This is a genomic window from Nioella aestuarii (assembly GCF_050896395.1).
Lineage (GTDB): Bacteria > Pseudomonadota > Alphaproteobacteria > Rhodobacterales > Rhodobacteraceae > Nioella > Nioella aestuarii.
The window spans coordinates 74,080-88,078 of the sequence record NZ_JBPBBA010000012.1 but is presented as its reverse complement, the minus strand read 5'-3'; the positions used below and the strand labels follow the sequence as shown (position 1 = coordinate 88,078).

Here is a 13,999-nt window from a genome sequence, read left to right as displayed (position 1 = left end):
AGGTGATGTTCACCACCCTGCCCCATCCACGGTCCATCATGCCCGGCAACAGTGCCTTCATCAGCGCGATCGGGGTCCTTCGGTCAGGCTGGCATGGACGGTTTCCTGCTCGGCAAGCGCCGTGGTTGCGGCATCGACCTCTTCCAGCGCGGCGGTCAGCGCGTCTTCGTGGCCTTCACCAGCAATACGCAGGGTGTCAGCCTCTCGTTCCAACGCCTCGATGGTGTTGCCCGCATCGGCGTTCAAACTGCCCTCACGCGCAAGGTCCTTGGCCAGTTGCGCAATCCGGTTGGTCAGGGTCTCAATCGCGCGGCGGGCGCGGGCCTCTTCCTCGTTCAGCGCATTGCGTTCGACGGTCACGCGCTGCAGCAGCGCGGCTGCAATGGCCTCTTCCTCGCGCAGGGGTGGCACGGCCTCTTCTGCCGTTTCGCGAGCTTTCGCAGCCTCGCGCGCGGCGGTCTCGGCTCGGGCAGCGGCTGTAATTGCGTCGCGCAGGGCAGCTTCGGCCTCGGCCCGCGCATCATCAGCCTCTTTCCAGCGGCGATAGAGCAACAACCCCTCGGCTTGCCGCAACTCTCCACCAATCTCGCGGTAGCGCGCAGCCTGTTTCGCCTGCCGGGCCAGCGCGCCCAACTGGCCGTTCAGCTGATCGAGCACATCATCAACCCGCGCCAGATTGGTTTCCGCGCCTCTCAGTTTCAACTCCGCCTCGTGCCGCCGTTGATAGAGCCCGGAAATCCCCGCCGCCTCTTCCAGAATTCGCCGCCGTGCCTTGGGCTTGGCGTTGATCAGTTCCGAGATCTGTCCCTGCCGAACCAGCGCTGGCGAATGTGCCCCGGTAGAGGCGTCGGCAAACAGCATCTGAACATCGCGCGCCCGCACATCCTTGCCGTTGGTCTTGAAAGCCGATCCGGCGTCGCGGGTGATCCTGCGGATGATTTCCAGGTTGTCGGTATCGTTGAAACTGGCGGGCGCCAGCCGTTCGGTATTGTCGATGGTCAGCGCGACCTCGGCAAAGTTCCGGGCAGGGCGGGTGGACGCGCCCGCGAAGATTACATCCTCCATCCCCGAGCCACGCATCGCCGTGGGGCGGTTTTCACCCATCACCCAACGAAGCGCTTCCAGCAGGTTGGATTTGCCGCAGCCATTCGGGCCCACAACGCCGGTCAGCCCGTCCGCGATGATCAGATCGGTCGGATCGACAAAGCTTTTGAAACCGTTGAGCCTGAGCCGCGAAAACCGCACGTGCCTGCCTGTTCTTGTTGATTCCCGTTCCAGCCAGTGTCCGGCAGGCAAATGGCGTGAGTCAACGTTCAGGCCCATGATATGGCGGTTTTCGGCGGATTATCCACAAGATATATGCGTTATTCCGCCTATCCGCAGTCCAGATCGGCCCGCATCACCGCCACATCGCCACGCAGGCTGCCCTCGATCACGCTGCAATCGCTTACCCCTTCCATGGCCTGTAGTGCACGGGGATAGATAGACCCGATAGAGGGGTTGGGCATCATATTGGTGCGGATCGCCTCGGCCCTGTCACCCCGAATGCGAATGGTGAAATCCACCCCGTCAATCGTCACCCGTGTTGCGTCAGCCCCCATCATGGCGGGTGCAGGGCTGTCACATGCGGCAAGCAGCAGGATCAGGAGAAGCACAGTTTTCTTCATGGCACGCAGTCTGGATCTGCTGTGGTTAACAGCCGGTAAACAGGCATGCGACATCATGGTAGTTAACAACGTCAACTTTATTCTTGAAGCCCGTCGGGCACCTTCGTATTTAGTTACCATTGTCAATTATAGGAGTGCCAGAGATGACCGTCGCCGCAAACCGCTACTCGCCGCTTTACTTCCTTGCCTCGCTTGGAGCGGGTGGCCTTACTGTCACCTTCTTCATGTGGCTTATGTTCTGGGTTCCGCATCCCGGCCGCCCGGTCCCGATTTTTGAGGACGCATGGGCCATTCTGACCGGCGGCACCCTGCTGCAACAGGCTATGGTTCTGGGCGCATGGGCTGGAATCGCCGTGTTCGGCTTTCTCAACCTCAAGCTTCTGGCCTTCAACCTGCGCCGCTTTGCTGGGTTTCGCCGGTCGCGCGCATATGAAACTTTCGCCAAGTCCAACGCAGGCAGCCAGGTTCTGGCCATGCCGCTGGCGCTGGCCATGTCGGTCAATGCCATGTTCATCCTCGGCCTGACCTTCGTTCCCGGCCTTTGGGCCATCGTTGAATACCTCTTCCCCGCCGCGCTGGCAGCCTTCCTCGCCATCGGCTGGATCGCCTTCCGCGAATTGGGTCATTTCATCAAGGAACGCCTGCATTCCGGCGGTTTCGACTGCTCCGCCAATAACAGCTTTGCCCAGATGCTGCCCGCCTTCGCATTCGCTATGATCGGCGTGGGCCTTGCCGCCCCGGCGGCCATGTCAGGAACCACCCTGACTGTTGGGATCAGCCTTGTACTGTCCACCTTCTTCATCACCGCCGCCATCATCCTGGCCCTGATCGTGCTGGTCATGAGCGTGCGTCCGATGCTGGAACACGGCGTCAATGTCGAAGCCGCGCCGACGTTGATGGTGGTCATCCCGCTGATGACCGTGATCGGCATCGCGCTGCTGCGCCAGAACCACGGGCTGCACACGACCTTCGAGGCCCATGGCACCGCCGCCGACACGCTGATGCTGCTGACCCGCCTGATCTCGATCGAAGTGATCTTCGCCCTTTTCGGTCTGGCGGTCCTGTCCCGCGTTGGCTATGTGGCCCGCTTCGTGACGGGGGCCGAGACCTCCGCCGGGTCCTATGCGCTGGTCTGCCCCGGTGTGGCCCTGTCCGTCATGACGCATTTCTGGCTGAACAAGGGCCTGGTCGCCGCTGGCATCGTCGCGAAATACTCGGTCGCCTATTGGGCCATCTCGGGCATCGCCTTGGCGCTGCAGATCGCGATGATCGTTCTGGTCTGGATGCTGGCCCGCAAGCACTTTGCTCCGATGCCGAAAACCGCCGTTCCCGCCTGATCCCTTCGTCGGGTTCTTCTCGAAACCCCGGCCTCCAGCGGCCGGGGTTTTTGGTGTCCAGCCCCCCGCCGCACCGCAAGGCGGATGGCTTTCCGGAACACATTCGATGACGGCATAGAGCCCAGGGCAGACCTAAACCGGCAGAGAGAGCGCACGAATAGAAGATTGGATGGTGGTCTGCGGACATGGTATGGTCCCGCCAATGTCGTTCGTAGTCCCTATTCTCTTCTTGCCGGCCTTTGTGCTCTTTGCTGTGGCCGTCATAAACCTGCTGCGCGCCATGTTTCACGTGCGCCATGATCAGCGGTGGGAGACACGACTCAACATCGTCATATGGCTCTCGGAATACCGGACAAAGACGACCTTTGATGAAACGGGACAAGTACTTATCAGACGAGCCCGCAAGTATCGCTCGTGGTTCCTCAAGTACTGTCTCTTTCTATTGCTTGTGCTGCTGGCGGTTGCAATTTTCGGGCCTGGGGGCACCGTTTGACACAAGCGCACCATTGATAACGCCGGTCATGCACTAGCACTCAATCCGGACCAAGTTGGGTCTGATCAAGCGATGCGCTCGACACACTGCTCGGTCTTTTTCAGTGGATGCAGATCATGTGGCATTTCTGGCCAAATCTCCGACGCTGTTGTGGTGCGCCATTTGGGTTGGGACTCCAAGTTTCGCAAAACTGGCGACAATCGTTCTATTGGCAGCATTGTCCCGCATTACTAACCTTCGCGACTGTTGTCATTTGACGCGAACCGACCCCATTCGATAGGTGTGGCCACACGCAGGCGGCACAGGCCGAAGGGGCCAACCATGATCTTTCACATAACCGTTCTGCTGGCCTTCCAGCTTTTGGGCGAGGTCATCAGCCGCACCCTGCTGCCCGCCTTGCCGGGGCCGGTTCTGGGCATGATCCTGCTGCTACTGACCATGCTTGCCCTGCCCCGTCTGGCAGAGGCGATCCGACCGACAGCGACCGGCTTGCTTGGCCACCTTTCGCTGCTCTTCGTGCCGGCCGGTGTGGGTGTGGTGGGTCATCTTGACCTGATCGCCGATCACGGTGTCGCCCTGATCTCAGCGTTGGTCCTGTCCACCGTTCTGGCCATTGCCGTGGGGGCGCTGGTTTTCACAGGCGTAGCCCGTCTGTTGGGGCAAGCCGATGACTGATGTCTGGCAATTATGGACCTACCTGTCCGAAGGCCCGCTGGTCTGGCTGACGCTGACCCTGGTGGCCTATCTGGCGGCAGACCGCATCTCGTTGATGGCAAACCGCGCACCATTGGCAAACCCGGTTCTGCTGGCGGTGATCATGCTGGCCGTCACGCTTTGGGCCACGGCAACCCCGTATGAGACCTATTTCGAGGGCGCGCAGTTCGTCCATTTCCTGCTTGGCCCCGCCACCGTCGCGCTGGCAGTTCCCCTGCACGCCAATCTGGGCCGGGTTCGCAAGACATTGGTGCCGATGATGGCGGCGCTTTTGGCAGGGTCTTCCACGGCGATCGCGGTTGCGCTTGGGGTGGGCTATGCCCTTGGCCTCGACATGGAGCCGCTTCTGTCGCTTGCCCCCAAATCCGCCACCGCCCCCGTTGCCATGGGCGTGTCGGAACGCATCGGCGGTGCCCCTGCCCTGACCGCCGTCATGGTTCTGCTGACCGGGGTCATCGGCGCCATAGTCGCAACTCCCCTGCTGAACCTTCTGCGTATCCGCGACTGGCGGGCGCGCGGCTTTGCCGTTGGGGTCGCCGCACATGGCATCGGCACCGCCCGTGCCTTTCAGGTGAATGAGACCGCAGGCGCCTTTTCCGGCATCGGCATGGGGCTGAACGCGATCCTGACAGCGGTGCTTGCGCCCCTTTCTGCCAGCCTCTTTTGACCAATTGGCCACAATAATCGGTTTGAATCCGCTTGCGAATCAGTCCGCTGGTTGAGACAGCCCACCCCGAATGCTATCTTGACCATATCCCGGCGCCGGGGATCTTCGGCGTATTGTGAAGGAGGACCACGTCCTGACTGGACCTGTTCAAGCAGCCACCACCGGGGCTGCACCGGTGGCGCAGATGACGCGCCCGACTAAAGACCTGACAAGCGACACCCTGCTTGCCGAGGTTCTTGCATCCCTTGACGACGACAAAGCGGAAGAGATCGTCCAGATCGACCTGCGCGGAAAGACCCAGATGGCGGACCATATGGTCATCGCATCCGGTCGCTCTTCGCGTCAGGTGGCGGCGATCTCCGAGAAGCTTGTCGCGCGTCTGAAGGAAACGTTCGGGCTGACCGCCCGTATGGAAGGCAAGGACACTGGCGATTGGGTGTTGATCGACGCGGGCGATGTGATCGTCCATGTCTTCCGCCCCGAAGTGCGGGAGTTCTACCAGCTTGAAAAGATGTGGCTGCCCGCCGGCAGCGTCTGATCCTTCATGCGGGTAACCTTGTGCGTTGTGGGCCGGCTTCGGGCCGGGCCAGAGGCTGATCTTGTATCCGACTACCTGACACGGTTCGACCGGACGGGCCGGGCGCTTGGCCTGGGACCCTCGCGTGTGGTTGAGGTCGAAGACAAGAAAGGCGGCGGCAAACCGGCAGAGGCTGATCTGCTGCGCAAGGCCTTGCCCACAGGCGCGGTGATCTGTGCGCTGGATGAACGCGGGAGGGTGATGTCGTCGCCCGATTTCGCCGACACGCTGGCCCGGCGGCGCGATCAGGGCGCACAGGACATCGCCTTCCTGATCGGCGGCGCCGACGGGTTGGACCCCGCATTGGTCGATCAGGCCGACATGGTGCTCAGCTTCGGAGCGATGGTCTGGCCCCACATGCTCGCCCGCGTGATGCTAAGCGAACAACTCTACCGCGCCGCGTCGATCCTGGCGGGCAGCCCGTATCATCGGGTGTGACCCGGCCGTGGGCCTTGAGTCCGCGCGGGGGCAAAGGAGGGGTCAGGTCTGTTTTGTGCGGGAAGCCGAACATCGCTGCAGTCGGCGCAGGTGTCAGCTCAGTTAATGCCAGGGGATCAAGACCGCGCTATTTGCTGCTCAAGCCTGGCACCAGCCAGCTTCGCCCTAATCCTCTCCGGCACCTGCCTTGCGCTCATCGCTCGAGGATATAACAGTTCTTCCATCTCGGGCACATCTCCGTAGAGCGCCTCGAATTCCGCGTAGTTGTCAAAAGCCCGACGGCTGACGTTGTCGATAAAGGTCTCGGCAGGCGCGCCGTTTGCGAGGATGATTTCATGTTCCGCGGTCTCGATGTGGTAAACCGTGTAGGTCTCGCCCATCTCGGCCAAAGGTACCTGCTTGATCGTTGTATCGTTCACAAGCGCCCCGGCGTGGCAAATGGCGCCACCCACCAGAATGCCGTGGTCAGCCGTAACAGTGAGGTCGGTATGCGGCAGACCATCGCCCAAAGATCCGGCTGCAAACCGCACCGGCATAAGGCGCTCAGCAGGTCCGAAACGGGTAGACACGCTCTGACGCCCGATCCACTTGACTGGGATCGCACGGCCAGACACCGAAACAACCTCGTCCCCCAATCGAAGATCTTCAACGCGCCGCTCCCCGTTCGGGGATGCAATCAGGGTTCCAGCCGCAAAGCACATTGCGTATGCCCCGGTCGAGATTCCCGCAACGTTGAAACTTGAAGGAAAACCTGCCGATGAAAACTCGCTCGGGGAAAACACAGTGTACCAGGTTGGATAAGTCGGATCACGAAACACTAAAAGTGTTCCACCCCCGGTTGAGGGTGTGGTTCCCAGGAAAGTCAGGTTCGACGTAAAGCCTGGGCTTCCAGTGACCAGTTCATTCGGATCGAAGGTAGAGTTTATGGTGGTTAGCTCAGTCAGCGCGCTGTCCTGATCGTACTGCACGATCTTGTCGCCAAGCTCATCATAGATTGCGTAGGAATACGCCTGATAGGTGGCCATTTGATCCTCCCGAAGACGCGACTGATTGGCAATCGATCCTGCTTCCCACAGCCGCCGCAAGAGGAAGAGTAATGGTCATGCAGGATTCTATGCATGATCCTAGCCCGTTTGCGAGTACAAATTCCGGTTGGGCCCACAATCCCCGACGGACACGAGACGTGCATCACGCCCTGGGTGATTACACCTAAAAGGGCCCGGCGCTTGGCCTGGGCCCCTCGCGTGTGGTGGAGGTCGAAGACAAGAAAGGCGGCGGCAAACCGGCAGAGGCTGATCTGCTGCGCAAGGCCTTGCTCACATGCGCGGTGATCTGTGCGCTGGATGAACGCGGGAGGGTGATGTCGTCGCCCGATTTCGCGCATACGCTGGCCCGGCGGCGCGATCAGGGCGCACAGGACATCGCCTTCCTGATCGGCGGCGCCGACGGGCTCGACCCCGCGCTGGTGGCCGAGGCCGACATGGTGCTGAGCTTCGGCGCCATGGTCTGGCCCCACATGCTCGCCCGCGTGATGCTAAGCGAACAACTCTACCGCGCCGCGTCCATTCTGGCAGGCAGCCCCTATCACAGGGTCTAGGCTGCCCACCCAATCACGTCTCAGGCGGCGGCTTTACCTGCCAGCAACGCCTTGATCCGTGCGGGAACCTGTCGTGCGCTCATGGCACGGGGGTAAGGCAGCTCTTCCATCTCGGGCACATCGCCGTAGAGCGCTTCGAACTCCCCGAAATTGTCGAACACCCGACGTGACACATTGTCGATGAAGGTCTCGGTGGCTGCGCCGTTGGCAAGGATGATCTCATGCCCGTCAGTCTCGATGTGGTAGACCGTAAAGGCCTCGCCCATCTCGGCCAGGGGCACACGCGTAATGGTTGTCCCGTTCACCAGGGCACCCGCGTGGCAGATCACCCCATCCACCAGCATCCCATGGTCGGCCGTCACCGTCAGATCACAGGCAGGGACCCCTTGCGATAGCGATCCAGCCGCAAACCGCACGGGCATCAGCCGTTCGGCCGCGCCAAACCGCGTTCGCACGGTCTGGCGGCCAAGCCACTTGATCGGCACATCCCTGCCACTAGCGGTTCTGACAAAATCGCCGATGCAAAGTGTCTCAACTGCGCGAGCGCCTTCCGGGGTAGAGATTTGGGTGCCAGCGGCAAAGCACACGTTCAACACGCTCGCGTTTTCACCCGTTTGGGTGATGGTCTGGGTCACTGTTTGACCGTTCAACGTGCTGAGGTCATCAGGGGCGAAGTATGGAACATAGACATTGCCCACTGTGTTGGGGCCGAAAACGGCATAGTCTTGTCCGTTGATCTCGATCGTGTAACCGGAATAGGGGATGGTCGAGTTAATGAAGTAGTCTGTCCCGGTGTCGGCATTTCCATCCCCATCATCGAACAGCTCCAGGTTGAAGCTGTTATTGATATGGGTAAAAGTGCCACTGGGCGTCATGCTGCTCCCATCTTCGGTTGCAGCAAAGAAAAGATACCCCGTGGGGATGGATGTCGGCATTCCCGTTTCCCTTAAGTCCTTTTGCCATTGCTCCCGAACAGGGAAACTGGGTAAACCTACAGCATTGCTCAAAGTTCACTAGTCTTTCTCGGATTTAGCTCATCGGGCAGATTTCTCAATCCATTCATGCAGCGCGACCGCTTGCCTGATGTTCATCGTGCGGACAGGGCAACAGTCTGGCGTGAGGAACGCTTGGATGCAGCGCTTGAGGATCAGTTGACGTTCGGCTCAGGTCGCGTGCGATCCCTGCGAAATGTCCCGACTGCTGCCCCATGCTCGTCCCCCCACCCCGTCCCAAAACCCCCGTCCCGTCTGCACGCCCGGTGTACGGGGGGTGTACGGGTGGCACCCCCCTCTTTGCGGGCGCATCCCGAACCCGCCCGGTAGAGGTTGCGTGTGCGTCCTGGTTTCAGCGACGATGCTTGCGATATGGTCTGATCGCTCTGCAACCGGGGCGCATGGCCTACACGCCCCGGCTTTTGCTACAAGTGGCCCGGTCTCAGCGCAGGAGGATTTCCACGCGCCGGTTTTCTGCCGCATTGGGCGATGACGGGTTGATCAGCCGGGTTTCGCCGAAGCCCACTGGCGTCAACAATGTGCGGCTGATTCCGTGGACATTGACCAGTTCCTCGATCACCGCTTGCGCCCGCCGGTTCGAGAGGTCCAGATTGTAGCTCTCAGCCCCCGACGCGTCCGTATGGCCCTGAACTTCGAACGCGCGACCGGACAGGCCCGCGTCAAAGATCGCCTGCGCAAGCCGGGCAACGAGGGCACGCGCCTGAGGCGTGAGAGTGGCTGAGTCGAACTCGAAATTGATCGGAAGATTGGTCATGCCAGCGGTTTCAAGCTGTCCTTGGATCACGGCAGCGGAGGCGTCGACGTCGACCTGCTGCACCAGTTCCGCAGGAATGGCCCGCCAATACTGGCCGCTTACATCCTGACAGACATCCATAAAGGCGGCGCCGTTCATGGACACCCCGTTGACCTGATTGCCTTCAAGGCACTCGCCCGCAGTTTCACGGAACATCGTCGTCAGCCGGAAATAGCCGTCGCCCACCGGAATGGCGCGCCAAAGCTGACCGCTTACATTCTGGCAGCTGTCCATAAAGGATGCCCCGTTCATGGACACACCGTTGATCTGGTTGCCCTCAAGGCATTCATTGAACCCCTCGCGGAAGGCAGTGGTCAGCCGGTAGTAGCCGCCACCTTCGGGCGTGGCTCTCCAAAGCTGGCCGGTGACATTCTGGCACTGATCCATAAACGCGGGTCCACTCGCCGCCTGGTTTCCTTCAAGACATTCGTAAAAGCTTTCACGGAACATCGTGGTCAGGCGAAAATAGCCGTCAGGAAGCGCCATGGATGGCGGCGCAGGCGGGGCCACATTGACCGGCTCCCAGGTTTCCAGTTCCAGCACGCCAAAGCAGTCCACGCCGTCATAAGTGCCAACCCAGACATCCAGGCGGCCGTTCAGGGCACCGGACGAGGCAAGGTTCACAAGCGGTTGCAGGTTCCCGCGGCTGTCATCATCGAAATACCACTGGGTGGAGGGGGTATTGACCAGAAGCGTCGTATCGCACTGGCCATCAACCTCGATTTCCAGGCGCTGATAGTCTTCCATGCCGGACAGGTAGAACGAATAATGCGGCACCGCATAGGCATAACCCAGGCCGCCTGACGGGCAGTTTGCCAGTGGCGTCGGGCCGCCCGCGTTCACGTTGTAACGCTGCGGTGTGTAAAGCTGCTGACCGGTCAGCGAGACCTCTTGGCCCGTATGGGCGTAACTTGGGCAGTTCGCCTGCGGTTGGGGCTGCGGCTGCGGCTGCGGCGCAGGGGCCTGTGCCAGCCAGGTCTCCATATTCAGCGTCGCGTTGCAATAAGACCCATCATAGGTGCCGACCCAGACATCGACCCGGCCATTGAGGTTTGCTGCCCCCCGGATTTCAAGCCGCGGATCGAGATTGCCATTTGAATCGTCGTCGAACAGCCAGCTTGCGTTGGCGGTGTTGACCAGCAGCACCGCGTCGCACTGGCTGATGACATCGGCAACCAGATAATATTGATCCATCCCTGACAGGTAGAATGAGAAATCGGGGGCCGTCGTGACGTAGCCGGAATTGTTGAAGCCACAGTTCTGCAACGGGTTCTGACCACCTGCGACGACCGTATAGCTCTGCGGACTGTAGAGTTGCTGACCCGTCAACGAATAGCTCGCCCCGGTCTGGTTGAATGTCGGGCAGGCCACGGCCACCGTCGACATCGCAAGAAGGCCCAAAATGGCCATGGCTAGTGATTTCACGGTATTTCCTCCAAACATCTCATCATGCGGCGCGCCGCCCTGGCAAGACTTGCTGGTAGAGCTTTGCAAATCAAGCATTCTTCCTATTTGGGTATGTTAATTATTGCGCAAGAGGCCATCAGATACCGCGCGCGGATCACCGGTGCGCAGGCGTTCCTGAACACTGCTATCCGACAATGAAACCTTCTCTAGACCCGATCGGGGCCAGAGCGCTTTGGCCTCTGGTTACGCGACGCAGGCCATGTCTTGGCCGCAGCACATCGGCGATTTGATTTTGCCCTCACATTTCGGGCATTTCGAAACCTGAACCGACGATCCGTCGTCAAGCGTGAGCTGCCCGTTGACGAGCGGCTCGTTGCAGTCCGCACATGTCGCATTCACGCCCATGCCGCAGACATCGCAGCGATATGTAGCCATATGATCTTCCTCCTGTTCGCTGAGACCGATCATGCGGGTGAAGCGGCCCTCGCTCACCTTGCTTGCTGGGCATGGGCCGCGTTGGCAATGCAGCACATTGGCAAAAACCAATCGGAACTGGGACGCTTCTTCGATCCCTCGCCTGGTCTAATCTGAGACGGTTGGGATAAGCCCCAATGCACGGGCTTTTGCCGCAGCTTCTCCACGCGACGCGACCGCGAGCTTAGAGAGTATAGCGGAGACGTGATGGTCGACCGTCTTTGGCGAAATGAACAGCCTGTCGGCGATATCGCTGTTGGAATTCCCCCGATCCAGGCACTCCAGTACCTCCATTTGCCGGGGCGTAAGGCCCATTGGATTTTCGCGTGTTGCACGGCGGGGACCGGACCGCGCGGCTGCCGGATCGGTTAGTAGGATGTCTGCCCTGATCCGCGCGGCCGGCGCGATGGCGCCGAGCTTCTCGAGTATCTCAAGCGCCCTCATCCTGGCGCTGGTGTCACCATGCGCGAGTGTCATCGCCTGCTCATACACCAGTCCGCGCCTTTCCCATTCTGACGCCGCTGCCTCGTTATCTCCTTCGAGTTCCAAGCGGTGCGCAGCGCAGAATCTGGTCGTGTCTGGGACTTGGGTGCCAGGCGAAAGTCGGTGCAGCCAGACATGCAATTCCGGGACGGTGTAAGGGGCTGGGGCCCGCGACAGTCCGGAGCCCAGAATCGAGATGGCATCCTCGACTCCCTCTCCGGATATCCAGGCTTTCTCAGCGGCGATCTCGGCGCAGGGGCCGAAGCGCTGGAGTTCACTGTCACTCTGCCTGAACCGCTTGAGAAATCGTACGACTTCCTCGGGTGGTTCCTCACCACGTCGGATATCCAACAACGAGCGCGCCACAGCTGCAGGGAAGAAATGCTGCTCCTCCTCCGAAAACTGCGTTCGGATTTCCATGCTCCCCTTCAAGAGTTCGTCGACTCTCGCCCAGTTCCCAAGCGAAAGTTCGACACAAGCAAGCGTCCCGGTCGCATATAGCAAGAAGCCGTCGATCTGCTGTTCCTGCATGTACTCGATGGCCCGCTCTGCAGAGTTTCGGGCCGACCTGTAGTCGTACGTGTACATGTGCACATAGGTACTATTGCCGTACGCCCGCGACGCGTGGTCCACGTTTCCAACAGAAATGGCAATCTCGAGACTGCGAGCCATATCTGCAATCGCAGCCTCAGGGTTCGTTCGCGATCTCGACACCGCAAGATTGTTCAGGGCGTGGCTTTCGATGTCAGGGCGCGAGAACTCCCGTGCGAGCTCGATTGCCAGCTCTGCGAAGGGTGGCACTTCGTCGTAGCGAAAGGACAGCATGTCCAGTTGAGCAACAGTGGAATATGCCATCGCAAGTTCCGCACCGCGATAATTCGCAAGACGTTTCACCGCTGTCAGCGCCGCTTCGCGGGCACCGGAGACGTCCATTGCACCCCAGCGATAGCGGGACAGCTTGCGCCACGCATCACCTTCCTTGACTGTGACTTCGCTCAGTCGCCACTGATTCAGCGCACGTGACTGATAAATCTGTGCGCTGTTGAAATCCCCGATCAGGTAATTGGTCCGGGCAGCTTCTTCGAGAAGGTCTGGGGTTGCTCCCGCCCCGGCATTTTCAACGGCCAGGCGATAGTGCGCGGCTGCTTCCCGCCGGGCGCCGAGACGCTCTGCTTCGCGTGCGGCTTCGGGCGCCAACCGATCTACGGCCTCGCTCATGCCAGCGGCATGCGCATGATGCAGAAGTCTCGCTGGCGCAGCGGCGCCGGAAGCCTCGAGCAGATCGAACAATTTCGCGTGCAGTGAAACGCGCCGCTCCGTCGCCAACGAGTTCTCAACTGCCTGCCGAGCAATTTCGTGACGGAATGCAAGACGCCCCGTATCGGCCTCCAGCATTCCCTGCTCCACACACTCGGCAATGGCTGACGCGACCACGTTGCCACACAGGCTCGAGACCAGCTCGGTCTCGGCCTGCCGCGGGAAGACCGCCACGATTTCGATTAGTTGCCGGCCAAGCACTGTGAGGCGGTCCGCCCGAGCAAGCACTGCGTCCTGCACACTTTCCGGTACGGTATCGGCTCGCCCTCCTTGAAGGAGCTCGCTTACATAGAACGGGTTTCCGCCGCTGATGCGAAGAAGCCCGCGCGGCTCCATACCGATAGGAACATCGAGCTGGGCAATCGCGTCCGCAGACAAGGGTGCGAGCGGAAGGCGAACAAGCGCATGCGCTGGAACTTCTCCGAGGGCGCGACGGACCTGGGCCCTCCCCGGCGCCGAGTCTGTCCGCGATGTGACGATCAGAACGATCCGGCGATCGTCGATCCGGCGCGCAAGGTATCGCAAGAAATCCAGGGTTGCCTCGTCTGCCCAATGCAGGTCTTCGACAACAAGAACGGTGCCGCCCGGGGCGGACTCGAAAGCATCAAGAGCATCGGAGAAGAACCGCAACCGCGGGCCGTCTCGCGCAAGATCCTCCTTGAATGTCCAGCCCGCGTCGCGCGCCAGGTCGCGGAGTGGCCCGAGTGGCTCCGCAACGCTCAGGTTTTCACATGCGCCCTTGGCGACGCGCATTTCGTTCGGAAGTCTCGATAGAACGGCACGCACCAAGGCGCTCTTTCCGATCCCCGCCTCGCCGGAGATCAGTACAACTCGGCCTGCTCCCGCTTGCGCGGAGGCAGCGGCCCTCATCAGCTCATCGACTTCCCTATCCCTATCGACCAGGCGCATCCCTATCTCCCTACAGACCCACGTTAGCTTCGGGGGAGGAATCTGGGGAGCGAAAAATGGGGAACCCGAGGAATGAAAATGGGGAGAACCTCCGACGCGGCGAACCCAGCAAT

The 13,999-nt window shown here is 60.6% G+C and carries 12 protein-coding genes and 2 pseudogenes; 7 read left to right on the top strand and 7 right to left on the bottom strand.

Annotated features, from left to right (window positions below; genetic code table 11):
- Positions 1–78: 78 nt before the first annotated feature.
- Positions 79–1,245, bottom strand: a pseudogene (locus ACROHD_RS09485) (AAA family ATPase); the annotation flags it as partial.
- Positions 1,246–1,373: 128 nt separating this feature from the next.
- Positions 1,374–1,667, bottom strand: coding sequence for a hypothetical protein (locus ACROHD_RS09480; protein WP_432677463.1), 294 nt, complete (start codon positions 1,665–1,667; stop codon positions 1,374–1,376).
- 143 nt (positions 1,668–1,810) lie between these two features.
- Here ACROHD_RS09480 and ACROHD_RS09475 point away from each other — a divergent pair, with 143 nt between their 5' ends.
- From ACROHD_RS09475 to rlmH (ACROHD_RS09450), 6 genes are all read left to right on the top strand, one after another.
- The gene (locus ACROHD_RS09475) at positions 1,811–3,004 is read left to right on the top strand and encodes a TsoY family (seleno)protein (protein ID WP_432677462.1); all 1,194 of its coding nucleotides are present in this window, start codon (positions 1,811–1,813) and stop codon (positions 3,002–3,004) included.
- 202 nt (positions 3,005–3,206) lie between these two features.
- Positions 3,207–3,497 (top strand): hypothetical protein, encoded by a 291-nt coding sequence (locus tag ACROHD_RS09470; protein WP_432677461.1) that lies wholly within the window; start codon positions 3,207–3,209, stop codon positions 3,495–3,497.
- Between the two features lie 321 nt (positions 3,498–3,818).
- Positions 3,819–4,172 (top strand): CidA/LrgA family protein, encoded by a 354-nt coding sequence (locus tag ACROHD_RS09465; protein WP_432677460.1) that lies wholly within the window; start codon positions 3,819–3,821, stop codon positions 4,170–4,172.
- On the top strand, positions 4,165–4,878 hold the full coding sequence (locus tag ACROHD_RS09460; protein ID WP_432677458.1) for an LrgB family protein: 714 nt from the start codon (positions 4,165–4,167) through the stop codon (positions 4,876–4,878). The genes ACROHD_RS09465 and ACROHD_RS09460 overlap by 8 nt, the downstream gene beginning before the upstream one ends.
- A gap of 112 nt (positions 4,879–4,990) precedes the next feature.
- On the top strand, positions 4,991–5,416 hold the full coding sequence (gene rsfS, locus ACROHD_RS09455; protein WP_432677464.1) for a ribosome silencing factor: 426 nt from the start codon (positions 4,991–4,993) through the stop codon (positions 5,414–5,416).
- Positions 5,417–5,422: 6 nt separating this feature from the next.
- Positions 5,423–5,893, top strand: coding sequence for a 23S rRNA (pseudouridine(1915)-N(3))-methyltransferase RlmH (gene rlmH / locus ACROHD_RS09450; protein WP_432677456.1), 471 nt, complete (start codon positions 5,423–5,425; stop codon positions 5,891–5,893).
- A 116-nt stretch (positions 5,894–6,009) separates the two neighbouring features.
- Here the strand turns inward: rlmH (ACROHD_RS09450) and ACROHD_RS09445 are convergent, their stop codons facing one another.
- Complete coding sequence (locus tag ACROHD_RS09445; protein WP_432677454.1) at positions 6,010–6,918, bottom strand: Hint domain-containing protein; 909 nt, start codon at positions 6,916–6,918, stop codon at positions 6,010–6,012.
- 191 nt (positions 6,919–7,109) lie between these two features.
- On the opposite strand from ACROHD_RS09445, the pseudogene rlmH (ACROHD_RS09440) reads away from it, so the two are divergent.
- Positions 7,110–7,490: pseudogene (rlmH, locus tag ACROHD_RS09440) on the top strand (23S rRNA (pseudouridine(1915)-N(3))-methyltransferase RlmH); the annotation flags it as partial.
- A gap of 20 nt (positions 7,491–7,510) precedes the next feature.
- Here rlmH (ACROHD_RS09440) and ACROHD_RS09435 read toward each other — a convergent pair.
- From ACROHD_RS09435 to ACROHD_RS09420, 4 genes are all read right to left on the bottom strand, one after another.
- Entirely contained in the window at positions 7,511–8,425 is a 915-nt protein-coding gene (locus tag ACROHD_RS09435) for a Hint domain-containing protein (protein WP_432677452.1), read from the bottom strand.
- 499 nt (positions 8,426–8,924) lie between these two features.
- Entirely contained in the window at positions 8,925–10,721 is a 1,797-nt protein-coding gene (locus tag ACROHD_RS09430; protein WP_432677450.1) for an OmpA family protein, read from the bottom strand.
- 225 nt (positions 10,722–10,946) lie between these two features.
- Positions 10,947–11,195, bottom strand: a complete 249-nt coding sequence (locus ACROHD_RS09425) for a hypothetical protein (protein WP_432677448.1) — start codon at positions 11,193–11,195, stop codon at positions 10,947–10,949.
- A 90-nt stretch (positions 11,196–11,285) separates the two neighbouring features.
- The gene (locus ACROHD_RS09420; protein ID WP_432677447.1) at positions 11,286–13,886 is read right to left on the bottom strand and encodes a helix-turn-helix transcriptional regulator; all 2,601 of its coding nucleotides are present in this window, start codon (positions 13,884–13,886) and stop codon (positions 11,286–11,288) included.
- Between the last annotated feature and the right edge of the window lie 113 nt (positions 13,887–13,999).

Excerpts from the sequence above, each read along its gene's own strand:
- ACROHD_RS09480 (WP_432677463.1), bottom strand. The coding sequence starts at position 1,667 with ATGAAGAAAACTGTGCTTCTCCTGATCCTGCTGCTTGCCGCATGTGAC.
- ACROHD_RS09475 (WP_432677462.1), top strand. The coding sequence starts at position 1,811 with ATGACCGTCGCCGCAAACCGCTACTCGCCGCTTTACTTCCTTGCCTCG.
- ACROHD_RS09470 (WP_432677461.1), top strand. The coding sequence starts at position 3,207 with ATGTCGTTCGTAGTCCCTATTCTCTTCTTGCCGGCCTTTGTGCTCTTT.
- ACROHD_RS09465 (WP_432677460.1), top strand. The coding sequence starts at position 3,819 with ATGATCTTTCACATAACCGTTCTGCTGGCCTTCCAGCTTTTGGGCGAG.
- ACROHD_RS09460 (WP_432677458.1), top strand. The coding sequence starts at position 4,165 with ATGACTGATGTCTGGCAATTATGGACCTACCTGTCCGAAGGCCCGCTG.
- rlmH (WP_432677456.1), top strand. The coding sequence starts at position 5,423 with ATGCGGGTAACCTTGTGCGTTGTGGGCCGGCTTCGGGCCGGGCCAGAG.
- ACROHD_RS09445 (WP_432677454.1), bottom strand. The coding sequence starts at position 6,918 with ATGGCCACCTATCAGGCGTATTCCTACGCAATCTATGATGAGCTTGGC.
- ACROHD_RS09435 (WP_432677452.1), bottom strand. The coding sequence starts at position 8,425 with ATGCCGACATCCATCCCCACGGGGTATCTTTTCTTTGCTGCAACCGAA.
- ACROHD_RS09420 (WP_432677447.1), bottom strand. The coding sequence starts at position 13,886 with ATGCGCCTGGTCGATAGGGATAGGGAAGTCGATGAGCTGATGAGGGCC.